This window comes from Marinobacter goseongensis (assembly GCF_023156235.1).
Classification (GTDB): domain Bacteria; phylum Pseudomonadota; class Gammaproteobacteria; order Pseudomonadales; family Oleiphilaceae; genus Marinobacter; species Marinobacter goseongensis.
Map to the genome: position 1 here is coordinate 124347 of NZ_JAKZAI010000009.1, position 25460 is coordinate 149806.

The 25460-nt window shown below is 59.3% G+C and carries 20 protein-coding genes; 12 read left to right on the forward strand and 8 right to left on the reverse strand.

Annotated features, from left to right (window positions below; genetic code table 11):
* Positions 1-98: 98 nt before the first annotated feature.
* Positions 99-1787 carry an ABC transporter permease gene (locus MLC70_RS10160; protein ID WP_248183562.1) on the forward strand — a complete coding sequence of 563 codons (1689 nt, stop codon included), beginning with the start codon at positions 99-101 and terminating at the stop codon, positions 1785-1787.
* Between the two features lie 18 nt (positions 1788-1805).
* On the opposite strand, the gene MLC70_RS10165 is transcribed toward MLC70_RS10160, so the two are convergent.
* Together MLC70_RS10165 and MLC70_RS10170 are read right to left on the reverse strand one after the other, a co-directional pair.
* Positions 1806-2291 (reverse strand): thioesterase domain-containing protein, encoded by a 486-nt coding sequence (locus tag MLC70_RS10165; RefSeq protein WP_248183563.1) that lies wholly within the window; start codon positions 2289-2291, stop codon positions 1806-1808.
* 146 nt (positions 2292-2437) lie between these two features.
* On the reverse strand, positions 2438-4105 hold the full coding sequence (locus MLC70_RS10170) for an AMP-binding protein (protein WP_248183564.1): 1668 nt from the start codon (positions 4103-4105) through the stop codon (positions 2438-2440).
* 237 nt (positions 4106-4342) lie between these two features.
* Between MLC70_RS10170 and MLC70_RS10175 the strand changes: the two genes are divergently transcribed.
* From MLC70_RS10175 to MLC70_RS10185, 3 genes are all read left to right on the forward strand, one after another.
* The gene (locus MLC70_RS10175) at positions 4343-5317 is read left to right on the forward strand and encodes an ABC transporter substrate-binding protein (RefSeq protein ID WP_248183565.1); all 975 of its coding nucleotides are present in this window, start codon (positions 4343-4345) and stop codon (positions 5315-5317) included.
* Positions 5318-5383: 66 nt separating this feature from the next.
* Positions 5384-6286: an ABC transporter permease gene (locus MLC70_RS10180; protein WP_248183566.1), complete on the forward strand. Its 903-nt coding sequence runs from the start codon at positions 5384-5386 to the stop codon at positions 6284-6286.
* Between the two features lie 10 nt (positions 6287-6296).
* Entirely contained in the window at positions 6297-7091 is a 795-nt protein-coding gene (locus MLC70_RS10185; protein ID WP_248183567.1) for an ABC transporter ATP-binding protein, read from the forward strand.
* A 61-nt stretch (positions 7092-7152) separates the two neighbouring features.
* On the opposite strand, the gene MLC70_RS10190 is transcribed toward MLC70_RS10185, so the two are convergent.
* Complete coding sequence (locus tag MLC70_RS10190; protein WP_248183568.1) at positions 7153-7962, reverse strand: DUF6160 family protein; 810 nt, start codon at positions 7960-7962, stop codon at positions 7153-7155.
* Positions 7963-8514: 552 nt separating this feature from the next.
* Between MLC70_RS10190 and MLC70_RS10195 the strand changes: the two genes are divergently transcribed.
* The 6 genes from MLC70_RS10195 (at position 8515) to MLC70_RS10220 (ending at position 14683) form a co-directional block, all read left to right on the forward strand.
* Positions 8515-10653 carry an adenosylcobalamin-dependent ribonucleoside-diphosphate reductase gene (locus MLC70_RS10195; protein ID WP_248183569.1) on the forward strand — a complete coding sequence of 713 codons (2139 nt, stop codon included), beginning with the start codon at positions 8515-8517 and terminating at the stop codon, positions 10651-10653.
* Positions 10654-10679: 26 nt separating this feature from the next.
* On the forward strand, positions 10680-11375 hold the full coding sequence (locus MLC70_RS10200) for a TSCPD domain-containing protein (RefSeq protein WP_248183570.1): 696 nt from the start codon (positions 10680-10682) through the stop codon (positions 11373-11375).
* A gap of 160 nt (positions 11376-11535) precedes the next feature.
* The gene (gene rho / locus MLC70_RS10205) at positions 11536-12501 is read left to right on the forward strand and encodes a transcription termination factor Rho (RefSeq protein ID WP_248183571.1); all 966 of its coding nucleotides are present in this window, start codon (positions 11536-11538) and stop codon (positions 12499-12501) included.
* Between the two features lie 242 nt (positions 12502-12743).
* A complete protein-coding gene (locus tag MLC70_RS10210) occupies positions 12744-13145 on the forward strand; it encodes a hypothetical protein (protein ID WP_248183572.1) in 402 nt (133 codons plus the stop codon).
* Between the two features lie 170 nt (positions 13146-13315).
* Positions 13316-14140 (forward strand): MipA/OmpV family protein, encoded by an 825-nt coding sequence (locus MLC70_RS10215; RefSeq protein WP_248183574.1) that lies wholly within the window; start codon positions 13316-13318, stop codon positions 14138-14140.
* A 141-nt stretch (positions 14141-14281) separates the two neighbouring features.
* Entirely contained in the window at positions 14282-14683 is a 402-nt protein-coding gene (locus MLC70_RS10220) for a hypothetical protein (RefSeq protein ID WP_248183575.1), read from the forward strand.
* A gap of 325 nt (positions 14684-15008) precedes the next feature.
* Here the strand turns inward: MLC70_RS10220 and MLC70_RS10225 are convergent, their stop codons facing one another.
* Both MLC70_RS10225 and MLC70_RS10230 read right to left on the reverse strand, forming a co-directional pair.
* Positions 15009-16550 (reverse strand): PAS domain-containing hybrid sensor histidine kinase/response regulator, encoded by a 1542-nt coding sequence (locus MLC70_RS10225; RefSeq protein ID WP_248183576.1) that lies wholly within the window; start codon positions 16548-16550, stop codon positions 15009-15011.
* On the reverse strand, positions 16551-17366 hold the full coding sequence (locus tag MLC70_RS10230) for an alpha/beta fold hydrolase (RefSeq protein ID WP_248183577.1): 816 nt from the start codon (positions 17364-17366) through the stop codon (positions 16551-16553).
* A 193-nt stretch (positions 17367-17559) separates the two neighbouring features.
* Between MLC70_RS10230 and MLC70_RS10235 the strand changes: the two genes are divergently transcribed.
* Complete coding sequence (locus tag MLC70_RS10235; RefSeq protein ID WP_248183579.1) at positions 17560-18306, forward strand: SDR family oxidoreductase; 747 nt, start codon at positions 17560-17562, stop codon at positions 18304-18306.
* Positions 18307-18315: 9 nt separating this feature from the next.
* On the opposite strand, the gene MLC70_RS10240 is transcribed toward MLC70_RS10235, so the two are convergent.
* The 3 genes from MLC70_RS10240 to MLC70_RS10250 all read right to left on the reverse strand — a co-directional run bounded on the left by MLC70_RS10240 (position 18316) and on the right by MLC70_RS10250 (position 23885).
* Positions 18316-20883: an ABC transporter permease gene (locus tag MLC70_RS10240; RefSeq protein WP_248183580.1), complete on the reverse strand. Its 2568-nt coding sequence runs from the start codon at positions 20881-20883 to the stop codon at positions 18316-18318.
* Positions 20873-21526 carry an ABC transporter ATP-binding protein gene (locus MLC70_RS10245; protein WP_248183633.1) on the reverse strand — a complete coding sequence of 218 codons (654 nt, stop codon included), beginning with the start codon at positions 21524-21526 and terminating at the stop codon, positions 20873-20875. Before MLC70_RS10245 ends, MLC70_RS10240 begins: the two co-directional genes overlap by 11 nt.
* A gap of 160 nt (positions 21527-21686) precedes the next feature.
* Positions 21687-23885 carry a TIM-barrel domain-containing protein gene (locus MLC70_RS10250; protein WP_248183581.1) on the reverse strand — a complete coding sequence of 733 codons (2199 nt, stop codon included), beginning with the start codon at positions 23883-23885 and terminating at the stop codon, positions 21687-21689.
* Positions 23886-24397: 512 nt separating this feature from the next.
* Between MLC70_RS10250 and MLC70_RS10255 the strand changes: the two genes are divergently transcribed.
* A complete protein-coding gene (locus MLC70_RS10255; protein WP_248183583.1) occupies positions 24398-25423 on the forward strand; it encodes a hypothetical protein in 1026 nt (341 codons plus the stop codon).
* The last annotated feature ends 37 nt before the right edge of the window (positions 25424-25460 follow it).

Genomic DNA, 25460 nt, shown 5'->3' on the forward strand with positions numbered 1-25460 from the left:
GAACGAGCAAGGGTGGGCGCTGCCCACCCTTTTTAGTTTGCAGAGGCCCGCTCGGGTGACTAGAATCGGATCTCTTTTTTGAACGCCAAAGGACCAACATGAGCGAGGCAGTAACCAGCGGTGCTCCCGGGCTGACACAGCCACTGCTGGCGAAGCGTACCTCCAAACGCTGGTTGATCTCCGCTGCGCTGACCACCGCCATCGTGGCGCTCCCGGTTCTTTCGGTGATTTTCCTGGCCTTCTTCCCTGAAGAAAACATCTGGCCCCATCTGCTCGACACCACCCTGCCCCGCTACCTGACCACCACCATCAAACTGATGCTGGGTGTTGCCGGCATTACCCTGGTCATCGGTCTGGCCACGGCGTGGGCCGTCACCATGTGTGAATTCCCCGGCCGGCGGTTTTTCGAGTGGGCCATGCTGTTGCCCTTTGCGGTACCGGCGTATGTGATCGCCTATGTCTATACCAGCCTGCTGGATTACGCCGGCCCCGTACAGGTCACCCTGCGGGAGTGGTTTGGCTGGACCAGCGCCCAGGACTACTGGTTCCCGGAGATCCGCACCCTGGAGGGCGCCACCCTGATGATCGGCCTGGTGCTTTACCCCTACGTTTACCTGCTGGCGCGGGCGGCCTTCCTGGAGCAGTCGCCGTCTCTGTTTGCGGTCAGCCGCAGCCTGGGCCACTCCGCCATCAGCACCTTCTTCCGGATTGTACTGCCCATCGCCCGGCCCGCCATCGCCGTGGGCCTGTCGCTGGTGCTGATGGAAACTCTCAATGATTTCGGCACCGTGGACTTCTTCGCAGTGCAAACGCTCACCGCCGGCCTGTTCGACACCTGGATGAACCTGGGTAACCTCGGTGGTGCCGCACAGATTGCCTCCACCATGCTGATGTTCATGGTGATTCTGGTCACCCTGGAGCGCTATTCACGCCGGCGCCAGCAGCAGTTTGCGGCGCGGGACAACCGCGATCCTATCCGCCGCTTTACCATGTCCATGCCGCGCCAGCTGATCTGCGTGGCGGTGTGCGCCATCCCGGTGATTCTGGGCTTTGTGATTCCCGCCATCACCCTCGGCCAGTTCGCCTGGGAATACTTTGATGAAAGCTGGAACTCCACGTTCTTCCGCAACACTCTGAACAGCCTGTTCCTGTCCGGCACCGCCGCGTTCACCACCCTGCTGATCGGCGTCACACTGGCCTACAGTCGCCGTCTGCACAACACCCGTGGCATGCAGATCATGATGCGCCTCTCCAGCCTGGGTTACGCCATGCCCGGCGCGGTACTGGCGGTGGGTGTGATCATTCCGCTGGCAGGTTTTGACAACTGGCTGGATTCGGTGATGCGCAACACCTTCAACGTCAGCACCGGCCTGTTACTGAGCGGCTCGGCCTTCGCCCTCGTATTTGCCTACACCGTGCGTTTCCTGGCGGTGTCCGCCGGCAGCGTGGAGAGCGCGCTGCAGAAGATCACCCCAAGCATGGATATGGCTTCACGCTCGCTCGGCCATTCGCCGGGTAACACGCTGGTGAAAGTGCATCTGCCCATGCTGCGGGGCACGCTGCTGACCGCCGCCCTGGTGGTGTTCGTGGATTGCATGAAGGAATTGCCGGCCACCTTGATTCTGCGCCCGTTCAATTTCGATACGCTGGCAACCTATGTGTATCAGTTTGCCTCGGACGAGCAGCTGGCGCAGAGCGCCCTGCCGGCGCTGGTGATTGTGTTGGCGGGGATAGTGCCCATCATCCTGATGAGCCGCTCCATTTCTGGTAGCCGCCGTATCGCCTGAAGGCGCCGATAGCGGCATTCAGAGCACCGGGCGTGATACCGTATCCTGAACCACGAAACGTCCCTGGAAAGTAGCAACAGGCGCTCCACGGGGTTCCATGGTGGGCTCACCGCAATAGACATCGGCGTGCAATGCCAACCGACCCTTACCGTGTCGTGCCAGGCTCTTGCGAAACCGGTCCGGCACCTCACCGGCCGGCAACCGGCACAGCGCGTAGAAATTCCCCTCCACGGGCGTCAGGTAATCGATGCTGCCACTTTGCACCACCACATTGCCCTTCAGACCCATATCGGCAATGGCCAGCTCGATCAGCCCCCAGGCCGAGGTCACCGCCAGCGAATACACGCTGCCACCAAACCCGGTGCCCTGATGATTGTGATTGGGCTCCAGCGGCGCGCTGACCAGCAGCGCTCGGCCATCGTAATCAAGCACTTCAATCCCCAGTGCACGGGTAATCGGAATAGCGTCGTGAATGCGTTTCTGGAAACGGCCTAATTGCGTCATAGTCCCTCCTGATACGTTTCATTTTAGTTCGACGGCCCGGATCGCCCTATGCGACTTATGTAGGCATTGTGTGACCAAACGCAAAAGACCCGGACAGGGTCCGGGTCTTTTGGATCAACACCAGTCACAGTGGCTGTCAGTGATGCTTACTGCCAGATCACCGGCTGACGCTTGGCGTACCAGCTGTCGACCTTCTCCTGGTAGGCATCCTCTACCACATTACGCTTCAGCTTCAGGGTGGGTGTCAGGAAGCTGTTCTCGATGGACCACTCGTCACTGACCACGGTAATGAACGCCAGTTGCTCGTGGGGATCCACGGTCTTGTTCACATCGGTGATCAGCTTCTTAAAGCTTTCCTCAATCTCCTTGCGGAAGCCCTCGTCAGCCATTTTCGGGCGAATTTCCTCGCCCAGCATCACCAGCGCGTGGGGCTGAGTCTGGTTGGCACCGGATACACAGACCATTTCGATGGCATCGTGAGACATCAAGCGGTTCTCGATCGGCGCGGGCGCAATGTACTTGCCCTTGCTGGTCTTGAAGATCTCTTTGATGCGACCGGTCAGCTTGAGGCGGCCCATTTCATCGATCTCGCCCTTGTCACCGGTTTTCAGAAAACCGTCCTCGGTGAAGGCTTCGCGGGTTTTCTCTTCGTCCTTGTAGTAGCCCATCATGGTGGCCGGACTCTTGACCAGCACTTCGCCCTGCTCGCTGATCTTCACTTCCACACCCGGCGCCGCCTCACCCACGTAACCAGTGCGGGACCTGCCGGGCTTGTTCATGTGGGAATAGGCAAAGTTCTCGGACATGCCATAACCCTCGAGCAGCTCCAGCCCCAGATTGCGGTACCAGTCGAGCACATCGCTGGACAAAGGCGCCGAGCCGCTGCCGGCCAGCTTCACTTTGCTCAGGCCCAGGCCTTTGAGAATTTTCTTTTTAATCAGACCTCTTACAACCGGAATCTTCAGCAACTTATCAAGTTTTTGCTTGGGCAGCTTCTGCAGCACACCGTGCTGGAACTTCACCCACAGCCGCGGCACTGAAAGGAACAACGTCGGTTCAGCCCGCTGCAGATCCTGTACGAAGGTATCCAGGGATTCCGCAAAGTACAGCTCGAAACCGGTATAGACCGAACCCAGCTCAACGAACGTGCGCTCGAAAACGTGGGCCAGCGGCAGGTACGACAGCATGCGCTCTTCAGAGCCCACACCCAGCACCTGGGTTCCACCGGCGGCAGCAAACGCCATGTTATTGAAACTCAGCATCACACCCTTGGGGCGACCGGTACTGCCGGAGGTGTACACAATGGTGGCCAGCTCGTCGGCTTCCCGCTGGGTGTTTTCTTCCATGGGCGGGTATTTGGCGACCAGGTCATCCCAGGTTTCGAAATCGTTGGGCGGGCTCAGCGGGTAAGACACACAACGCAGGGTCTCGGGCACGCCCGGCTTCATCATGTCCCAGTCGTCCAGCTTGCCCACGAACAGCAGCTCGCATTCACTGTGTTCAAGGATGTAGCGCACGGTGTCTGCGTTCAACGTGGGATACAGCGGCACGGAAATATGGCCGGCCATCCAGATTGCCCAATCCGACATGATCCACTGGGCGCAGTTCTTGGAGATAATACCTATCCGGCTTTTCTCCGGCAGGTTGCGAGACTTGAGGTAAGACGCCATCCGGCGGGATTCGTCAACGGCCCGCTTCCAGGTGTACTCCACGACTTTTCCGTTGCCGATCGGCTGGGTCATATACAGAGAACCGCCTTTGGCTTTTTCCCAGTGATAGACCATATCCAGTGGAAGTTTGTTCGTTGTGTCCATGGACCTTTCCTTGCTTGCTGTTTTTGGTATTGTTTCGAGAGCCAGGCCTCTTGGCGGGCTTGTTAAACTTTCGTAGCGTATTTCAACACACCACCTCTCGTCAAAACGTGATGGCAATATAAATATTGCACTTCTCATGTTTTTTTCCAGATACTTAGCGTGCCCCCGAGCGCCTTTCGCTGTGATAAACTTTCGCACCTTCAAATTACGGCTCATTTCACTCGGGAGAAACGGCGTATGGCCAATAAAGCTCTGAGAACCCTGATCGGTGCAATGCTGCTTGCCGCAGCCGGACTGGCACAGGCAGGCGAACTCAAATCCGTTGCCATTACCCAGATTGTTGAACACCCCGCACTGGACGCGGTTTATCAGGGCGTCAGGGATGAGCTTGCCGAAGAAGGCTTCAGCGAGGGCGACAACCTCACCATAATGCATGAGAGCGCCCAGGGTAACTCCGCGATTGCCTCTCAGATCGCCCGCAAATTCGTCGGCGAAGGCCCCGACGTGATCGTGGCCATTGCCACCCCATCTGCCCAAACCATGGCCGCCGCCGCCCGCAACATCCCGGTGGTGTTCTCTGCCGTCACCGACCCGTTGGGCGCGAAACTGGTCCAGAGCCTGGAAAAGCCGGGCGCCAACATCACCGGCGTCACCGACATGCTGCCCATTGAGCGCCACATCGACCTTCTCGAGCGCGTGGTCCCGGATGCGAAAACCATCGGCACCGTCTACAACCCCGGCGAAGCCAACGCCGTGGCGCTGGTGGAACTGCTGGAAGCCAGCCTGGAGGCCCGAGGCCTGAAACTGACCAAAGCCGCGGCCACCAAGACCTCGGAAGTGCTGGGCGCGGCCCGTTCACTGGTGGGCAAGGCAGACGCCATTTACCTGACCACCGATAACACCGTAATCAGCGCCGCAGAAGCCGTGGTGTCTGTGGGTGAGCGCGCCAAAATACCGGTGTTCGCCGCCGACACCGCCACCGTCAGCCGCGGTGCCGTTGCTGCCCTGGGCTTTGATTACTACGACCTGGGCCGCCAGACCGGCGGCATGGTGGCGCGCATCCTGAACGGTGCCAACCCGGCCGACATGGCCGTGGAATCCGTGGATACCTTGAACCTGTTTGTAAACCCTGCAGCCGCCGAGCGCATGGGCATCACCCTGTCCCAGGACGTGCTGGACGACGCCCAGGAAATCGTCAAAAGCGACAAGTAACCGCGAACCAACACGGGCGGGGCCTCACGAGGGCACCGTCCGTTCCATCTATAGTGAACATTACCCATGCTCAGTGACATTGCTCTGTACGGCGCCATCGAGACCGGCCTGATCTACGGCCTGGTGGCGTTCGGCATCTATATCTCCTTTCGTGTTCTCGACTTCCCGGACCTCACCGTTGACGGCAGCTTCCCCCTGGGCGCGGCCGTCGCCGCGATGCTGATCATCGCCGGCTGGAACCCATGGATCGCCACCGGTGCCGCCGTGCTGGCCGGCATGGCCGCCGGTGCGGTCACCGCCATTCTCAACGTGAAGCTGAACATCCTCAACCTGCTGGCGTCGATCCTTACCATGATCGCGCTCTACTCCATCAACCTGCGCATCATGGGCCGACCCAACGTGGCGCTACTGGGCGAAGACACCGTGCTCACCCCCTGGTACGACCTACCCCTGGACTACCATCAGGTGCCGGTGCTGCTGTTCGTGATCGTGGTGCTGGTCTCGCTGGTGCTGTTGTGGCGGTTTATGAAATCCGAAACCGGCCTGGCCATGCGTGCCACCGGCGCTAACGCACGCATGGCCCGCGCCCAGGGCATCGCCACCGGCGGCATGATCATTCTGGGTGTGGCGCTCTCCAATGGCCTGGTGGGTCTGGCGGGCGCCCTGTTTGCCCAGAGTCAGGGCGCGGCGGATGTCACCATGGGTGTCGGCGTGATCGTGATCGGCCTGGCCTCGCTGATTGGCGGTGAGGCGGTGATCACCCCCAACACCGTTATCAAGGCCCTGGTTGCCTGCGTGGTTGGCGCCATTATCTACCGCCTGGCCATCGCCTTCGCCCTGAACGCTGATTTCCTCGGGCTCCAATCCCAGGATCTCAACCTCATCACGGCAGTGCTGGTCACCCTGGCCATCGTTCTGCCCGGTGCGCGCGCGTCACTCGTCGCCCGCTTCACCCGCAACAAGGCCTGAGGGGTAAAGCATGATTAGCGCAACAGATCTTAAACTGACCTTCGGCAAAGGTACGCCGCTGGAAAACCCCGCGCTGCGGGGCATGAGCCTGACCGTCAACCAGGGTGAATTCGTCACCGTGATTGGCAGCAACGGCGCCGGCAAATCCACCTTCCTGAACGCCCTCGCCGGTGAAGTGATGGTGGACAGCGGCAACATCATCGTCGACAACGTGGATGTCACCAAGCTGCCCACCCACAAGCGTGCCAACCGCGTGGCCCGGGTGTTTCAGGATCCGCTGGCCGGCACCTGCGAGGGCCTGAGCATCGAAGAGAACCTGGCCCTGGCGATCAAGCGCGGGCAACGCCGTGGCCTGACCACTGCGGTCAAAAAACAGTACATGGAGCGTTTCCGCGAGAGCCTGTCGACCCTGAAGCTGGGTCTGGAAAACCGGCTCGGCGACAAGATGGGCCTACTCTCCGGTGGCCAGCGCCAGGCTGTCAGCCTGCTGATGGCCAGCCTGACGCCCTCCGCCATACTGCTGCTGGACGAGCACACCGCCGCGCTGGATCCGAAAACCGCTGCCTTCGTGCTGGAACTCACCACCCGCATTATCGAAGAGCAGAACCTGACGGCGCTGATGGTCACCCACAGCATGAAACAGGCGCTGGAAGTGGGCGACCGCACGGTGATGCTGCATCAGGGCGAAGTGGTCTTTGATATTGAGGGCGAAGACCGCAAGGGTCTGGAAGTGAAAGACCTGCTGGGGCTGTTCGAGAAACAGCGGGGCCTGGAAGTGGACGACGACAGCCTGCTGCTGGGTTGATCCAAAAAAAAGCGGGGCCTGGGCCCCGCTTTTTCTATCGGGCTGTCACCAGCCCTGCGCCTCAATGACCGTAGATCAGCATCGACGTATCGGTAATTGCCAGGTTATCCATGGCTATGGAACCGATGGACGTACCCCCCACAATCACCCCGCCAATGCGGATATCCGCCTCAAAGTTCGCCAGATCAATCGCCAGGCTTTCGACATTCTGGGAGTTCTGCGCGGTGTACATATCCAGCTCAACGGCCGCAAACAGCCGCAACGGCTGCGGTGCCTGCAGATCGTAATCGGCGCCGGTCAGCTCGAAGTCACGGATCCCGAGGGCCAGAAACGGCACATCAAAGTCCATATCATCGATGGCGATGTCAGTGCGGAAATTGAGGGTATCCGTGGCGGTGTCCACCCGGATGGTGCCCGACCCCACCAGCATGTCCATATTGAAGTTATCCAGTATGGTGGTGTTGCCGTCGGTTCCGATCAGGTTCCAGGCGCCGGTTGCGATCCGCACATCCACCGCATTGAAGCTCAACGGCAACAGATTGATGATGGCGTCGCCGTCGCTGGCCAGATCAATGTTGATGCGAATGTTGTCGAGCCGGTCCGTGGCATCGCCGTTGAGGTTGAGGTTCATTTCCGAGAACATGTCGGTACGGTTGGCACCGCCCACGAAGATGTCGTTAATCTCCAGCGAGCCTTCATCGGTGTAGATGAAGCGATCAATGTTCAATTTGGTTTCCAGTTCAATCGTCACACCGGCCTGGCCGGTGATGTTTCCCATTGCGCTGTCGTCCAGCATCTGGATGTCAGCCGCGGCAAGCGCCGGCACCCCCATGATGCTCAGCGCCAGCAATGAGCGTTTCAGGCCTTTCATTATTATGTTCCTTTTATCGTTGTCATTACTCCCTAACTACCCGTGGGCCACTGCAGAGTTCGACGCCACATTCGTACTTTAGCGACACGTCCGAAAGGGGTACGTGCACCGGTCACAATTACCTGAGTTAGCGATTGAATGGCGGATTCTGGCGAATATTTTTTAACCACAACATATTGTGCTTTGTAGGCCAGACACCCAACTTGCCGGTTTTTCGGGCAATTCCGTGGATTCAAGGGCCTATCCATTGATTTTCTTTGCCGCACAGACACAACCGATAGTTGTCTCCTTCTTCACAGACCACTATATCCTGTTATACTTTGTGAAAAGACGCCCATATATAGGGTCGCCCCGGAGAAACCTCCCCAGCGGCTCGCTCAGCCCTTACGGCTGTTCTGGCGCGATTACAAAGGGCTTTAAAGCCCATGCCACCGGCCAACACCGGTTGGAGCCAACACCACATCTAGTGGTTTTGTTCAACAAGCACACAATCCGGCCAGGGCACCACCTCTGGCGCAGGTTTTCAATACTGATTCACAGGGGTAAGGCTGAATGAACGCTAAGGCACAGGCAGTGATAACAACAATCCCAATGCAGGAAGCTTCGCTGGACATCTGGAACAGCAAGTACCAGCTCAAGACCAAAACCGGTGAGCCGGTCGACAAAGACATCAACGCTACCTACGAACGTGTAGCCACTGCCCTGTCTCAGGTTGAAGCGAAAGCTAACCGCTCCAAATACATGAAGGAGTTCATCTGGGCCCTTCAGCACGGCGCCATCCCGGCAGGTCGCATCACCTCCAACGCCGGCGCGGAAGCCCACAAGCCTGCCACATCGACCATCAACTGCACCGTGTCTGGCAGCGTTCGTGATTCCATGAACGACATCCTGGAAAAGAACCACGAAGCCGGCCTGACACTGAAAGCCGGTTGCGGCATCGGTTATGAATTCTCCACGCTGCGCCCGCGCGGTGCCTACGTGGCGGGCGCCGGTGCCACCACCTCTGGCCCGCTGTCGTTCATGGATATCTTCGACCGCATGTGCTTCACCGTGTCGTCCGCCGGTGGTCGCCGTGGCGCGCAGATGGCTACTTTCGACGTGCACCACCCGGACATCATCGACTTCATCCAGGCCAAGCGTGAAGACGGCCGCCTGCGCCAGTTCAACCTCTCGCTGCTGATCACCGAAGACTTCATCGACGCCGTGCGCAACGACGCCGACTGGCACCTGTCGTTCCCGGTCACCGAGAAAGAAGTGGCTGAAGAAGGCCTGGATCTGAACAACCCGGACCAGTTCGTGTACCGCGACTTCCCGATTCTGGAAGGCTATGTGGTCAACGATGAGGGCAAGGTCGCATGCCGCATCTACCGCACCCTGAAAGCCCAGTTCATCTGGGACACCATCATGACCAGCACCTACGACTACGCCGAGCCGGGATTCATCCTGATCGACAAGGTCAACCAGATGAACAACAACTGGTTCTGCGAAGACATCCGCGCCACCAACCCCTGCGGTGAACAGCCCCTGCCCCCCTACGGCAGCTGTCTGCTGGGCTCGGTGAACCTGACCAAGTTTGTGGACTACCCGTTCACCGACAAGGCCAGCTTCAACTATGAGAAGTACCGCAAGGTTGTGGCCATCTTCACCCGCATGCTGGACAACGTGGTCGAAATCAACGGCCTGCCGCTGGCCGAGCAGCGCCACGAAATCACCTACAAGCGCCGCCACGGCATGGGCATCCTTGGTCTGGGTTCCACCCTCGCCATGCTGCGTATGCCTTACGGTTCGGAAGAGTCTGTGCAGTTCACCGAAGACGTGGTGCGTGAAATGGCCGTGGAAGGTTGGCGTCAGTCTCTGGCCCTGGCTGAAGAGAAAGGCGCGGCCCCGATCATGGACGACGAGTTCGAGATCACCCCGAAAATGATGGGCAAGTGCCCGCGGCTGGCTGAAGACGGCTACAAGCTGGGCGACAAGCTCAAAGGCAAGGTACTGCACGCCAAGTACAGCCGATACATGCAGGAAATCGCCAAGGTCGCGCCGGACGTGGTCGAGCAGCTGGCCGAGAAAGGTGGCCGCTTTACCCACCACACCTCCATCGCGCCCACCGGCACCATCAGCCTGTCACTGGCCAACAACGCCAGTAACGGCATTGAGCCGAGCTTCTCGCACCACTACGCCCGCAACATCATCCGCGAAGGCCGCAAGACGAAAGAGAAAGTCGACGTGTTCTCCTTCGAGCTGCTGGCCTACCGCCACCTGGTGAACGCCGGCGCCATGCCGTTCTCCGAAGAGGAAGACAAGAAGCTGCCCAGCTACTTCACCACCTCGGACGACGTCACCCCGGCCCAGCACGTAGACATCCAGGCCGCTGCGCAGAAATGGGTAGATTCCTCGATTTCCAAAACCGCGAACGTGCCTACTGACTTCGCCTACCAGGAATTCAAGAACATTTACCTCTATGCCTACGACATGGGCCTGAAGGGTTGCACCACCTTCCGCTTCAACCCCGAGGCGTTCCAGGGTGTACTGGTCAAAGAGAAAGACCTGGAAAACACCCTGTACGAATTCACACTGGATGACGGCAGCAAGGTGACCCTGAAGGGTAACGAGCAGGTTGAATACGACGGCGAAATTCACAACGCCGCCAACCTCTTCGACGCCCTCAAAGAAGGCACCTACGGAAAATATTGATCCGGTAACCGACAAGGACAACGAACATGACAGTTAAAATCAGCAACAAGATCGTCGGCTACCGCGTCAAGAAAGCCGACCCGGAAGCCAGTCAGGAACAGGTGGCTGTGCAGCCGGAAGTCAAACCCGTACAGATGAACGAATACATCGAGCGGCCGGACTTCCTGCTGGGCACCACCTACAAGATCAAGCCGCCGATCGGCGAGCATGCGATGTACATCACCATCAACGACATCCTGCTCAACGAAGACACCGACCACGAGAGCCGGCAGCCGTACGAAGTATTCATCAACTCCAAGTCGATGGAACACTTCCAATGGGTTATCGCCCTCACCCGCGTTATCTCTGCGGTCTTCCGCAAGGGTGGCGACGTGACCTTCCTGGTGGAGGAGCTGCGCAGCGTGTACGACCCCAACGGCGGCTACTTCAAGAAAGGCGGCGTGTTCATGCCCTCGCTGGTGGCGGAAATCGGCGCTGTGATCGAGAAGCATCTGAAAGCCATCGGCCTGCTGGAAAGCGAGGAAATGAGCGAGACCACCAAGCGCATCCTCGCCGAAAAGCGCGCCGAGTTCGAGGCCAGCCACACCACGGCCACGAACGACGACAAGGTTGGCGACTACCCCGCCAACGCCACCATGTGCGGCAAGTGCAGCACCAAGGCGGTGATCGTGATGGACGGATGTGCGACCTGCCTGTCTTGTGGCGACAGCAAGTGCGGTTGAGGTGATTGATCGCAATGAGTGATGAAGAGGCCTGGAGCGAGAACTTCGGGCCTTTTTGTTTTGTGGGGAACACCGGGGCAGACCTATTTTGTGCACACGGTTTTTTGGCGTTATCAGCCAACGTCGAAAAATATCTATCAAACAAGAGCCATCAAAAGCTATGACGAGAAAGACATTAGGGTTGACCCGAAAACCAAATAAAGACGCCAAACCAGTGGCCAAGGAAGCCGAAGCGATGGTTGAGGTTGATCCACAAAAACGTTTTTTGAACGGTGTGGCTATCAATCCAACGCCGGGGATCCGCCTGGAGTCGGGTTCAGAAAAACTCACGGTGCGCGCGATGGATTTGATCACGCCGATTGGAATGGGGCAGCGAGGTTTGATCGTTGCACCGCCGGGGTCTGGAAAATCGACGATTTTAAAGGATATTTGCCAGGCGGTGGGAAAGGCGTATCCCGACATTAAACTTTACGCGTTGTTGATAGATGAGCGACCCGAAGAGGTCACTGATTTCAAGCGAAGCGTCCCGGCTGAGGTACACGCGTCTTCTTCGGATGAAAGCTATGCTCATCACGCTCGCGTTGCCGATGAGCTTCTTGATATCGCCCGCCAACAAGCCGGCGAGGGTCAAGACGTCATGATTGTGATTGATTCTCTTACCAGGCTTGCGCGTGTGCACAATGCGGAGCGAAAGAGCAGCGGTCGTACCATGTCTGGCGGGGTTGATGCGAGAGCGATGGAGATCCCGCGGAGGTTGTTTGGCTCTGCACGAAACCTTGAGAATGGCGGCTCGCTGACCATCCTGGCAACCGTTCTGGTTGATACCGGCAGCCGTATGGACCAGGTTATATTTGAGGAGTTTAAAGGCACGGGGAACATGGAGCTGGTTTTATCAAGAGACGTGGCGAATCAGCGAATCTTCCCCGCGCTGGATATTTCGAAAAGCAGCACACGCCGTGAAGAGCTGCTGTTGGATCCGAAAGATTTGCACAAAATAAGAGCGTTGCGCCGGGCGCTTAGCGGTCTCAAACCGCTAGAGGGCACAAAACGGCTGGTTGAGCTGCTAGAGAAGTACCCCACAAATGCCGAGCTTCTGCACAACATTCCCGGGGCGCCCATCAATTAAATCCGGGCTACGGTGGTCAAGCCCTGGTTAAAGTTGATGGCTCGTGGCGGTCAATATGCGTCGTCTGGGGCAATTGCCGGGGCCGACCATCACCAACTGCGCATATCTTCTTATCCAGAAAAGCTGCTTGGGATGCGGAGTTTGGGGAGGTGCCAAAGTTAGCGGGACTGCCGGTATTTTTGGCAGCAATCCGAAATGAACGATCAGCAATAAGCCAGACGTTTTAAAGGGAGCAACTGCCCATGCTAAAAGCTCTGAAAGCGCTGGCAGTCTGGTTCAGCATACTCGCCCTTGCCATCGCTAACGGCTTGCTCCGCGAGACTCTACTTCTTCCAGCATTCGGGACTCCATCCGCCTTCATCCTGAGCGGTCTGCTCCTTTCAGCCCTGATTATTGCCGTAGCGTGGCTTTCGCTTCCCTGGCTCCACCTGCACCGCCCCGGACAAGTCTGGCTGATGGGATTTGGCTGGCTCGCACTCACCCTTGCGTTCGAGTTTTCCTTCGGGCTTGCACAGGGAAAGTCGTGGCCAGTGATGCTTGAGGCCTACACCTTCAAGGATGGCAACCTCTGGCCGGTGGTGCTTGCGGTGACCGCTTGTGCGCCGTTCATCGCGGAAAAGATCCGGCGCAAGGCAAGAAACTGAACCGGGGATCATAAGGGGTATAAGCAGCTGGCAGCGGCGCCCCCCGTGCCTGGCCGTTCTGGCGGTTTCGGTACACTGCGCCTACATTTTCAGGATATGCGAAGGCAGTTTGAAGGAATCAAACACGCGGGTTGTCTCTCATGCCAGTACGCCAATCCTGGAGAATAACCATGAAAAGCATACGCTTAAAAGTCGCCACATTGCTTGGCGTCCTTTCATGTTTCGGATCGGTTCATGCCACAGAGGCGAGAATACCCCTCGTTCCCCTCCCCTCGGTCGTCGATTTTACAGATGGTGATGGTTGGGGCGTTGGCTTGGGCCTAAGCGTTGAATATGAGTCGGCTTATGAGGGCTCGGACGAATTCCAGTTTGAGGTCGATCCGGCTGGGGGTGTGCAGTGGCGAACTGGCGAACAGGTATTTTTCTGGGCCGGTGAGGCCATCGGCTGGCGTGCTCTAGCCGGGGGTGCGTGGTTGTTTCAGGCGTCTGCTGGTTACGAGGAAGGCCGTGAAGAAAGCGATTCAGATGACGGCCGGCTAGACGGGTTGGGCGAATCGAGTTCCGGGGTGGCCTTCCTGTTGGAACTGCGTCATGCCCTTGCAGAGGACTGGCGTTACTTTCTGGATGGCCGGATATCAACCGGAAAGGTCGGCACGCTCGGGATTTTCGGCGTGGGAACGTGTCTGGGTTGCCAGCCTGACGGCACAGGCTGGGAGGTGGGCGCCGCAGTTACGTTCCACGATGGTGAGCGCGCCAATCGGGATTTCGGTGTCGACACAAAACAATCCATAGATTCAGGTATCTCGGAAACCGACGTTGATAGCGGGTATCGGTCAGTGGGGCTCAATGTTAACTACCGGGATTACTTGAGCGAGAGCTGGCAGGTCTTCGGCGAGGCTCTTTATGAGCACTATGGGAGTGACGTGTCAGATAGCCCGATCTCTCGAAATAATTATGAAGCAGAAATCGGTATCGGCCTCATTTATGTTTTTTGAGGAGCCCGGCGCGCGAAGCGCCGCCCATTCTGTGATTCCCGGGGTCGGAACTCAATTATCGGACTTTTGAACCTGCGAATAACCACAACCAGATGATTTTCGTACTATGCTGTGTTTTTTCATTTCATGGGAGATTCGCGAATGAGCCGTTGGGTTGGTCCTGCATTTCTGGCTGCTGGCGCAGTGAACATCATTGGCATGCTTATGATTTCAAAAGGGTTCACCAACGACGTGCTCACGTTCGCCGACCCCGTTGTGTTCTCTGTTTTCGGGCAAGCGATGATTCTGGTGTGGGGCCTGGCCTACGTTGCCGTTGCCCGGTCCTGGGCGTTGGTGCCCTGGCTATGCCTGGTATTCTTTATCGAAAAACTGTTCTATGTCGGTGCCTGGATCGTCTGGTGGTGGAACTCGGCTGACCAGTTCTCATCGATCCTGGAGCAGGACAGCCTCACGGCCGTTTTTATTGCCGGGTATGGCATCAATGACCTGGCGTTCGGGTTGCTGTTTCTCTACGCGTTCGTTCTTGCCCGGCGTGGCGCCTGAGTCATTCCCTACCCCTTGCCAAGGACCTGCTTCAGAACACGGCGGTCAGGCGTAGCCCGCCAGGAAGCAGTCCAGTAGATGAGCTCCCCCCCGGCTGATCGGTGACGGCGTTCAACACCACAAAAAACCGGGTCAGATCTATTTCTCCCAAGGCCTACACGTTCAAGGATGGCACTCTCTGGCCGGTGGATGGTCTAAAGATGACGCCGTTCAGGATCAGATCGACGCCAGGTTGAACATGAGGTAAAGCGCGCGTAGCCAGTTCACGGGCGGTGAGAGCGCTTTACATTGCGATGAGTTATGACTTTGGCTGATTCCAGCGTCCTCAGGACGGGTCTGCAAGATAGCGGTCCAGCACCTGAAAGAAGTGCTTCAGCTTCAGGGGTTTGGTGAGGTAATCATCAAAGCCGGCGGCCTTGCCGCGGTGGATGTCCTCGGGCAAGGCGTGGGCGGTCATGGCGATGATGGGGATGCCCGCCAATTCCGGTTTTGCCTTCAGAATTGCCAGCACCTGAAAGCCGTCCATGCTCGGCATGCTCAGATCCAGCAGGATGACGGCCGGCTTCAGGTTCGTCGCCAGTTCGATGCCTTTCTCCGGTGAATCCGCCGGTACCATCCGGGCCTTGCCGTGGCGGCGGACGAACTGCTCCACCAGCTTGAGGTTGACCGGGTTGTCCTCGATGTACAGCACGATGTCAGACCATTGTTCCGGCACGGTAACTTCTGCTGCGGTTTTCTCCACCGGGATTTCCGGTTCCGGCGCCTTTGGCTGGCACTCGGGCAGCTCAATCCAGAAGGTGCTGCCGGCGCCCACCTCGCTGCTGATGCCCAGTGTTCCGTCCATGGCTTTGACAATCTGGCGGGTGATGGTCAGGCCGATGCCGGTGCCTTCCACGCTGGCCTCTTCTCGTTGCAGGCGATTGAATGGGGTGGCCAGGCCGGCAAGATCTTCCGGGTCGATGCCCGGTCCGGTATCGGTCACGGACAGCCGCACCCGGGCGTTGCCATTCTCCTGAATACGCCGCACATCCACGGTGACTTCGCCGCCCTCGCGGTTGTATTTGATGGCGTTGGAAACCAGGTTCAGCAGCACCTGTTTCAGGCGGGTACGGTCCGCTAACACCCCAAGTTTGGCGGTGCCGGTCAGGCGGCATTGTATGCGGCGTTTATCGGCCAGGGGCCGCACCAGCCTCAGCACGTCCTTAACGGCTGTGGTCACCGGCACTGGCTCCAGCGACAGGTCAATCTGCCCGGCCTCTACCCGTGCCAGATCCAGCACCTCGTTGATCAGGTCCAGCAGATGCTGGCCGGCCCCGATGATTTCCTCAACGCTGCCGGCGTGACTGCCAGGCAAGGCCGGATCGGCTTTCAGGATCTGGCTGAACCCGAGGATGGCGTTCATCGGGGTGCGCAATTCGTGGCTCATATTGGAAAGAAACCGGGACTTCGCCCGGTTCGCCTGCTCGGCCATGTCCCGGGTCTGGTTCAGCTCCTTGTAGAGCCGGTCGCGCTGAACGGCTCGGAACAGGCTCCAGTAAATGTATTCCTCGCCCGGGCTGTCGGTGGTGGCGTTCACCACCACCGGTACGCGCTCCCCATCGGAGCTGAGCACCTCCAGCAGAATCTCCTCCACTTTCCCTTCATGCTTGATCATCGGCAGCATGAAACTGTCCAGAATGATGCGGGATGCGGGAGTAAGCACAGAGGCCAGCGGTTGCCCCACCAGGGAGCCGCCGGTGAAACCCAGGCGGTCGTAGAAATACCGGTTCGCAAACACGATCAAGCGATCACCCGCCGTACCCATCCCCGTGGTGACCAGGCAACCACAGGGGAACTTTTCAGTGCCGGGGGCGGCAAATTCCTGCATTCATTCGCTCCGGTCGGCGCAGAAGTGCTGGATAACGTCGGTGACCTGGTCAGGGTGGGTCATATGAAGACAGTGGCCTTCCCCCTTGATCAACGCAAACGTGCTTCCGGGCATCCGTTCGTGCACGAAGCGGCCAATCCTCTGCTCGGCCAGGGCGTCGGTTTCGCTCTGAAGAATCAACGTGGGGTGCCTCGCGTCCGGAAGGATGTGGCGATAGTCCGAGAGAAAGGTAGCGCGGGCAAACACCCGGGCAGCGTTGAGGTCTGTTGAACAGAAGCTGTTGGCCAGATCGTCCACCAGCTCCTTGGGCGCCTCGCGGCCCATCACCAGTGGCGCCATAAAACTGGCCCACCCCAGATAGTTTCTCTCCATCAAGTCGAGCAGCTCCTGGAGGTCCTCCCGCTCGAAGCCGCCGAGATAGTCCGGCGGGATATTCAGGAAACAGGGCGACGGACAGACCATCACCAGCCGGTCAAAGAGCTCCGGGTGTGACTGGGACGCAATCAGACCAATCATGCTGCTGACCGAGTGGCCCACGAAGATCACATCCTTCAGCTCCAGCGCCTCACAGATCTCCGTAACGTCCTTCGCATAGCCCTCAAGGGAACCGTAACGATCCGCATCAAAGGCGGCGATATCCGAGCCGCCGGAGCCGACGTAATCAAACAGCACCAACGTGTAATGTTCACGCAGCCGCGGGATCAGGTATCGCCACATGGTCTGGTCACAACCAAAACCATGGGCAAGCATCATGACGCGGGATCCACTTCCAATCAGGTGGACGTTGTTCCTCTGGACGATTTTCTGTCGGTTCACCAGCGACTCCATCTGCCGATGGCCCGGTGTGGGCCCCTCACATCAAGCATAGACCCATCACAAGGGAGCTCCAAGCGGGAATTGGAAACCCAAGTGAAAACCTGAACGGGACCACGATTTGCGAAGAGTCCACTCCGACAGCCGGCTCATGCTAGTCTGGTTGCATATTTCCGGAAATCAACAAGGTAAACCCATGCGAAAGAACATTCTGATCACTGGTGCCAGCACCGGTCTCGGCGAAGGTATGGCCCGTGAGTGGGCCGCCAAGGGCTGTAATCTGGCGCTGTGCGCCCGGCGGGCTGACAAGCTGGAGGCGCTGCAGCGGGAACTGCAGCAGGCCCACCCCGAGATCCGGGTGCTGGTAAGAAGCCTGGACGTGTGCGACTACGATCAGGTCTTCGAGGTGTTCCGGGGCTTTCGGGAGGAACTGGGCAGCCTGGACCGGGTGGTGGTGAATGCAGGCATCGGCAGCTCCCAGCCGATCGGCCGCGGGCATTTTGCGGCGAATCGTCACACCGCGGAAACCAACTTCATCGCCGCGATTGCCCAGAGTGAAGCGGCCATGGAGATTTTCCGCGAACAGAACAGCGGCCACCTGGTGCTGATGTCCTCGGTCAGCGGTGTTCGCGGGTTCCGCGGCCCACTGAATGTGTACGCCGCCACCAAGGCCGCCGTGGCCTCGCTGGCTGAGGGCCTTCAGCTGGACACCGACGGCAAGCCGATCAACGTCAGCAACATTCTGCCGGGCTACATTCTCACGGACATCAACCGCGACACCAAGGACGCGCCGTTCCGGGTGGATCTGGACACCGGCGTCAAGGCGCTGGTCAAGGCCATTGATTCCGAAAAACGCCGCGCCTACGTGCCCTGGTGGCCGTGGACACCGCTCAGTTATGTGTTGAAGTCCATGCCTTTCCGGCTGTTCGCCAAAGCCATGTGACGGGCTCACTCACCCATCCCGTAACAGAACCGCCGGGTCGAGCCGCATCGCCCGCAGGGTCGGCAGCAGGCCGGCCAGCAGCGCCAGCGCGCTGACACCGCCGGCCACCAGAGCACCCAGCCACCACAGATCCCCGGCTGGCAGCTTCAGTGCGGTGGCCGCAACGGGCAAGGCAATCAGGGCGCCCAGTGCGGTCGCGAATACCGTCGCTAACACGGTCAGCAGGCCGGTTTCCAGCAACATGGACTGGCGGATGGCCTGATGCCGGGCCCCCAGGCAGTGCAGCAGGTTGGCCTCATACAGCTGCCGGCGGCGGCTGACACTCACCACGCTCGACAACACCAGCAGGCTGGCCAGAAGGCTGACGATGGCGACCGCAGCGAGGCCGGCAGCCGCCTTGTTGAGCAGGTTGCCGGCGGTTTCCAGCCAATTGGCGGTGCGCAACGTGATCACGTTAGGGAGGTTTTTGGCCAGCCATTGCTGAGAGGCTTTGGCGGCCTCGTCACTCTGGTAGACCGCCCCTACGTGCAGACTGATCAGTCCGTCCAGCGCGCCGTCCTGGAGAATCCCCTCAAACCAGAACCGGGTCTGCAGACCCTTTTGCCGGTAGATCGCCCGGATTTCCGCGGCGATGGGCTGGTCCTGGACGGTGAATGCGATCCGGTCACCCACGCTCAAGCCGAGCTGGTAGGCTTCCCGGTCTTCCATGCCCATGTAGGCCGGCTTGCCTTCGGGCGCGGGTGATGTCCACCAGTCGCCCTCGACCAGCTCCAGTCCCTCCGGGTTGCCCGACAGGTAGGTCAGCTTGTATTCGTCGCCCATGGCCTCGCGGCGGGCTTGTGGGTCGTCGGCGAGCACCTCCGCAATGGGTGCGTTGTTGATTTCCTGCATGCGGGCCCGAACCAACGGCAGCAGCTCGGCCCGGCTCGACGGGTCCAGGGATGCCAGGCCGGACTTGAGGCCGTCCATTTGATCCGGGAACACCTCATACAGGATCAGTGCGGGAGATTCCTCCGGTATGGTGGTTTCCAGCGCCCGCAGTAATGTAGCCACAATCAGCGTGCAAGCAACCACCAGAGTGAGTGCGGTACCCAGCGACAACAGCGTGGCACGCAGGGGCGAATCTGGCCGATGGAGATTGGCCAGCGCCAATCGCCGAGCGAAATTCCGATCGGCAAAGCCGCTGGCCTCCAGCGCCCGGGCACCGCGCCGCAGCCCATTGATAATGCCTTCCAGCAAACCCCAGAGCACCACCACCGCCAGCAGGAACAGGAAGCCCAATTGCGGCGATGGCAGCCAAAACAGGGTGGCGGAGATATAGACCGCCAGCAGCAGATAACTGGCGATGCGCCAACTGCGCGGTTCGTGGCGGGCAGCCTGCACCTGGCCCCGGAACAGCCCGGCCGGCGAGGCCGCCAGCGCTCTTGCCAGCGCCGGCAGGGCGAAAACATAGGCGGTGAGTACTGCAAACAGCCAGCTCAGCAGCAAGGGCAGCAACCACAGCGAGATCCCCTCACCCGCACTGCCAGGAGCGGACAACGCGTAGGCATCGCCGGCCAGGCTGATGGCCACGGCCGAAAAACCCAACCCGAGGCCACCACCCACAAGCCCCGCCAGGCTGCCAAGAATACCGATCTGCAGCAGGTAGATGCCCACCAGCGGTTTGCGGCGCAGGCCCAGTGTCTGCAGGGTGGCGATGGTACCCAGTTTTTCATCTAGGTAGGCGTGGATGCTGTTGGCCACCCCGAGACCGCCGATGAACAGTGTGGTGAACGCAATCAGAATAAGCGCGGTGGCAATCTGGTCGAGCCGCTCGGAAATCCGCTCACTGCGTTCGGCAAAGGTGGTGGTGTCCCAGTCGGGTTCGGGAAAGGCCTGTTCGAATTCATCCAGCCAGACGTCCAGGTTCTGGTCGGTCTGTACCCGGTATTCATAATCCACCCGGCTACCCGGGCGAATCAGGCCTGTGGCTTCAACCGCCTGCTCCGAAATCATGATCGGCAGGCCGCGCCAGTTGGCGTTCAGGTTGCGGTCCGGCTGCGCCTCGATCAAGCCGCTGATGCGAAAGGTGGCTGCGCCGATCTGGATCTCGTCACCCACGGACTGGCCCAGACGCTCTGCCAGCAGGGGATCAATAATGGCGCCCCAGAGACCGTTCTCGTTGGCATTGAGGTCGGCGCGGGGCTGGTCCGGGGTCAGTTGCAGCTCCCCGTAGAGCGGGTAGGCCGCGTCCGGAATCAGGATCTTGGCTCTGAAGAAGCCTTCGCCGTCATTCCCCGTGACAATGGTTTCAAAGTCCCGGACCAGGGAAATTCGACCGGTGTCACGGATCCATTGAAGCACGTCACCCGGTAGCGGCTCACTGGCATCCAGCTCCACATCCCCGCCCAGCAACGCGCGGGTGTCCGCCAGCAGGCTTTGCTCGATAACCCGGTACAGGCTCGCAGTGGCCGCCACCAGAGTGACGCCCAGGATCAGGCAGGCAAGGAACACCTTGAGTGCGGAGAGACGGGACCTGAGATCGGTAATCGCGAACGTCAGCATCCACCGGGGCCGGGTGGCGGTGTCAGATCTCATACAGGCACCCGCCTTCCATCCGCACCCGGTGCTGGCAGCGTTCCGCTACCCGCTCGTCGTGAGTGACCAACACCAGGGTAGACCGGCTTTCCTGGTGGAGATCAAACAGCAGCGAGAGCACTTTCTCGCCGGTTTTGTGGTCCAGGTTGCCGGTGGGTTCATCCCCCAGTAGCAGGCTGGGCTGATGAACCAGTGCCCGGGCAATCGCCACACGTTGTTGCTCACCGCCGGAAAGCTGGCCCGGGTAGTGTTGCAGCCGATGGGTCAACCCCACCGCTTCCAGCATGGCAACGGCACGCTCACGGGCATCTGACTGCCCGGCAATCTCCAGCGGCAGACTGACGTTACCGAGCGCGGTCAGCCCCGGCAGCAGGTGAAAAGACTGGAATACAATACCCAGGTGCTCGCTACGCCAGTCCGCCAGCGTGTCAGCGTCCATCTCCCCCAGGCGCTGGTTGCCCACCAGGATCTCGCCCCGGTCCGGTCGCTGAAGCCCCGACAGCAGCAACAGCAACGAAGTTTTCCCGCTTCCGGACGGGCCGGTAATGGCCAGCGTCTCACCCGGCGGCACATTCAGTGATGCGCTGCTGAGAACCGCCACGTTGCCGGATTCTGTGGGGTAACTGAGGTGGATATCGGTCATCTGGACGCTGTGGGACACGGGGCACCTTTGAGTTGGGGAGCATCAGGCATTGACAGGGTAGTGTACGCGCAGCCCAAGCGACTGGCGCACAATCCGTCAAAGACGATGCTATCCGCAACGACGCGCCCGCAGACCCGGCCGATCTGCGCCAGATCAGAAGCTAGAAGCCGTTCTCCGGCACCGGGAATGGGGCCGTGCCGCAGCGAAAGAAGTACGGCAGCTCGTCGGTTGCCGCCAGCATGAATTTTGTCTGCGGCCCCTGCACAGTTTCACCGGTTTCCGGGTGTCGCCAACATGTCTCAGGGAAGTAGACTTCCCTGCCCCCGGTGCCCGGAGTTACCACGGGCGCCACCAGCACGTCCGACCCCAGCATGAACTGCTGATCCTGGCGTGCAGCTTCCGGATCATTCGGGTACTCAAGCCACAGCGGGCGCGTAATCGGTACGCCCGTCGCGAGGGCTTCCTGCCACAGGCGGTAAATCAGGGGTTGGGCTGCCACGTGCCGCTCCATGGCTTTCCGGTACTGCGCAATCACCTGGGGGTCATCAAATCGCCAGGGCATCGGGGTGCCGTTGACCGGCCCACCGTGCTGCCGGAACACCGGCATCAGTGATGCGTGATGAGCCCATCGAATGAGCAAGTCCGAGTCGATCGATCCCAGCGTGTCGATGTAGCCGCCAATTTCAGTCACGAAACCATAAGCCCCGCCAACACTGCGATTCAGCATGTCCGGGATCACCGAGCCGATACCGGAAGCGCGGCTCCAGTCTGCGGTGTTATCACCCGGCCAACTGGCGGATTCATAATGCGCTGACCCCCTGCGCCCGGAATTGCCAAACCGCACAAAGAACCACGGCTCTCTGGTGGGGTTTGCAGCCGCAAATTCATCAAACGCTTCCCGGGTTGCCTGGTGAAACAGCGCCGCATTTCGATTATGCATCGCGATACCTGAGCTGCCATCGTGGAACACCATGTCCACCTGCACCTGCTCGCCAAAATCCTGCATGAAGCCTTCGCTGCCCTCTTCCAGACCTTTTTTGATGCGCGCTTTCCACCACTCGAATGCTTCCGGGTTGGTGAAATCGATCAGGGCAGCGACACCACCCATCAACGGCGAACCAAAAATATAAGGCAAACCCAATACGTTCTCGGCGACATAGCCCCGTGACACGGCCTCGGTGTATACCTCTGGTTCCTCCAGCTCATCCTCGGTCTGACCGACAAAAGCCCGATAGTAGGTCAAAGGTTTGATGTTCTGCGCCCGCAGGCGGTCAATGATGTCATCGAAAGCGCCTGTTGCTTTGGTACCGACCCATCCCTCGAAGGCAAACGCAGTGACCGGCAGTCCTAATTGCTCGATCTGATCCAGAGATTCCATGACTTTGACCGTGTAGTTCTCGGGGGTATCCGTGAATTCCTGGATAGTTTCCGAGAGCATGGGCCCTAACGACCAGCGGGGCGGCAGCCGGTGCCGGCCATTGATGCCCGACAGTTGGCTGACGGCATGCTTTTCATCACCCGGCACTACCAGAAAATCCAGTTCGCCGCCGGCCACTTCCACGCGCCACGCATCCTCGCGATCAGAGGCCATGCGCCAGTGGGAGAGCTCATCCCGATCCAGCATGAAACCATAGCCATCACTGGAGACGAACAGCGACTGAATGTAATAGGCACCCTGAGGTCCGGTCGGGAACTGGTATGCATCACCGAAATTGTCGCCAATCAACGGCTCGAGTTGCTCCGGAGTCTGGGAGAATTCTTCCGCCCAATTCAGGAAAGCCTCGTTGCGCTGATCAATCTTGTTGCGCCTGCCGCCGAAGCCCCTGAACGCCTCGTCCAGCCCGGCATCAAAACTCGCGGCTATCAGAGGCACCTCGGTTAACAGGCGATCGACCCTGACCGATACCTTGAAGCTGTGGTTCTCGTCCGCCGACACGGTCACCCGCGCGAAGCGCCCACTGGGGTCCGACGTGCCCACGCGCAATAACACCTGATTGCCGTCAACCGTTACTTCCTCAACATCGGTCAATCGATATTCAACACCCACCGAGGTCGAGGCCAGCATGTTGCCAACCCAGAAGGTTGCGGGAAACTGAATGTTCATGGGCGTTCCGACCATAAAGGTGAACGGTGCGTACAAGGCTGGCGCTTGTGGCATTACCTGAGACCAGCCGCCCAGCAAACGGGTTGGCAACGGCAGCCGGGTCAGCAGCGGCGCGAGCGGCTCCTGGCTGACACTGCCTAGCACTTGCTCGCCGGCCTCATCGTAGAACCGTATCGCCAGCGGTCTCTGCTCGACTTCCACATGGCCATAGTCGGTTTCCAGATAGATGCGCTCAGCTTCCTCCCGTATGTGCACGTTGGCAGGTTGGACCGTAGCCGGCGTTTGATTCAGGGTTGTACGAGGCGGGTCCGGAACCATCGGGGGCGAATCGGACTCCGGCCGTGGTTGGTTCGGTGCGCCGTCCGATTGAGTTGATGCGGAGTTTTTGCCACCACACCCAGCCAGGTAGCCAAGGAAAAGAATAAGAATGAGCCGAGCACAGGTTTTCATGGTGGGGTTCGCCTTTAGTTTTTATCATTTTTCAGGCTTTCAACGCTATAACGTGACAGATTGTTACCCATTGGCCCAAACGTCCGCAGCGCGGATACCGCGGTCAATTCGCATCCCCTGTTTGCCGCTGCCGGCAGCGTCTATCGGCCGGCAAGCCGACACATGTGTACTGTCAGCTTATTAAACAGTCCTGAAATAACACGCGCTCCTGGGCCCTTCCGCAACGCTGTTTTCCGTCAGTTTCCGATTCCGTGGCGTCCATTTTGCGTGCAAATCATCACCGGCAGGCTTGTCGGTTTTTGACCAGGGGTTTGACCATGACAGGGATCGCAAAGGGAGCAGGTGTCCTGACTCTGGCAGTGGCATTGAATGGTTGCAGCCCATCAGGACCTTCGCAGGATGACTCGGGCGATATCGCAGGTGATCAGCTGGCGATTCTGTCCGGGCGGGCGGCGGTTGGTGCGCCAATCGCCAACGCACCTGTTGCTGCGCGGTGTGCCCAAGGCGAAGGTTTTATCGAAACAGTCACTACCGATGACAGCGGTGGTTTTGAAGGGCAGGTAGAGACGTCTTCCCTGCCCTGTGCCCTGCAGGTAACGGGCGAGGGTACAGCGCAGCGCCTGCACAGCTATACGGACGCTCCTGGTACAGTCAACATTACGCCGTTCACTGACTTGATTATCGCTCTGACTGCGACAATTACGCCCACCACGTGGTTTGATCAGGAAGATCGAACAACCGCAGTGGGTGAACTGGAGCAGCAGAAAAACCTATTCCTGAATACGCTGCAGGAAAAAAACTACACTTTCCCCGGGGACGACTTCGATCCTTTCTCTACCCGATTTGAAATCAACGACGACGCAGACCAACTGCTTGAGGCGTTCTCCGCTGCGCTGGCAGACAGTCCTACCATCGCAAACTATGAGGAGCTGGTGAACCTGATCTCTAGCGGAAACCTTGGGAGCATTCCCGAGGCGCTCACTTCCCCCGCCACGCCCGAGCCCGAGCCAGAACCTGAACCTGAACCCGAACCCGAACCTGAGCCTGAACCTGAACCTGAACCTGAACCCGAACCCGAACCCGAACCCGAACCCGAACCTGAACCAGAGCCAGAGCCAGAGCCAGAGCCAGAGCCAGAGCCAGAGCCAGAGCCAGAGCCAGAGCCAGAGCCAGAGCCAGAGCCTGAGCCTGAGCCCGAGCCCGAGCCCGAGCCAGAACCTGAGCCAGAACCACCGGTCGATGAAAACCCCGGGAACGGCGGTGGCGGGGACGATGATGATGACGAAGAGGAGGAGGATGAAGAAGATGGCGGCCTGAACCTCATCGATATCCTGTTCGGCTGAACCCCAACCCCACCCTCGTACCCAGCGGAACGCAACT

Bases quoted from the DNA above. Each gene is read 5' to 3' on its own strand.
- MLC70_RS10255 (WP_248183583.1), top strand. From the start codon at position 24,398: ATGACAGGGATCGCAAAGGGAGCAGGTGTCCTGACTCTGGCAGTGGCA.
- MLC70_RS10210 (WP_248183572.1), top strand. From the start codon at position 12,744: ATGCTAAAAGCTCTGAAAGCGCTGGCAGTCTGGTTCAGCATACTCGCC.
- MLC70_RS10190 (WP_248183568.1), bottom strand. From the start codon at position 7,962: ATGAAAGGCCTGAAACGCTCATTGCTGGCGCTGAGCATCATGGGGGTG.
- MLC70_RS10240 (WP_248183580.1), bottom strand. From the start codon at position 20,883: ATGAGATCTGACACCGCCACCCGGCCCCGGTGGATGCTGACGTTCGCG.
- MLC70_RS10200 (WP_248183570.1), top strand. From the start codon at position 10,680: ATGACAGTTAAAATCAGCAACAAGATCGTCGGCTACCGCGTCAAGAAA.
- rho (WP_248183571.1), top strand. From the start codon at position 11,536: ATGACGAGAAAGACATTAGGGTTGACCCGAAAACCAAATAAAGACGCC.
- MLC70_RS10220 (WP_248183575.1), top strand. From the start codon at position 14,282: ATGAGCCGTTGGGTTGGTCCTGCATTTCTGGCTGCTGGCGCAGTGAAC.
- MLC70_RS10195 (WP_248183569.1), top strand. From the start codon at position 8,515: ATGAACGCTAAGGCACAGGCAGTGATAACAACAATCCCAATGCAGGAA.
- MLC70_RS10180 (WP_248183566.1), top strand. From the start codon at position 5,384: ATGCTCAGTGACATTGCTCTGTACGGCGCCATCGAGACCGGCCTGATC.
- MLC70_RS10165 (WP_248183563.1), bottom strand. From the start codon at position 2,291: ATGACGCAATTAGGCCGTTTCCAGAAACGCATTCACGACGCTATTCCG.
- MLC70_RS10175 (WP_248183565.1), top strand. From the start codon at position 4,343: ATGGCCAATAAAGCTCTGAGAACCCTGATCGGTGCAATGCTGCTTGCC.
- MLC70_RS10185 (WP_248183567.1), top strand. From the start codon at position 6,297: ATGATTAGCGCAACAGATCTTAAACTGACCTTCGGCAAAGGTACGCCG.
- MLC70_RS10225 (WP_248183576.1), bottom strand. From the start codon at position 16,550: ATGCAGGAATTTGCCGCCCCCGGCACTGAAAAGTTCCCCTGTGGTTGC.
- MLC70_RS10245 (WP_248183633.1), bottom strand. From the start codon at position 21,526: ATGACCGATATCCACCTCAGTTACCCCACAGAATCCGGCAACGTGGCG.
- MLC70_RS10170 (WP_248183564.1), bottom strand. From the start codon at position 4,105: ATGGACACAACGAACAAACTTCCACTGGATATGGTCTATCACTGGGAA.
- MLC70_RS10235 (WP_248183579.1), top strand. From the start codon at position 17,560: ATGCGAAAGAACATTCTGATCACTGGTGCCAGCACCGGTCTCGGCGAA.
- MLC70_RS10160 (WP_248183562.1), top strand. From the start codon at position 99: ATGAGCGAGGCAGTAACCAGCGGTGCTCCCGGGCTGACACAGCCACTG.
- MLC70_RS10215 (WP_248183574.1), top strand. From the start codon at position 13,316: ATGAAAAGCATACGCTTAAAAGTCGCCACATTGCTTGGCGTCCTTTCA.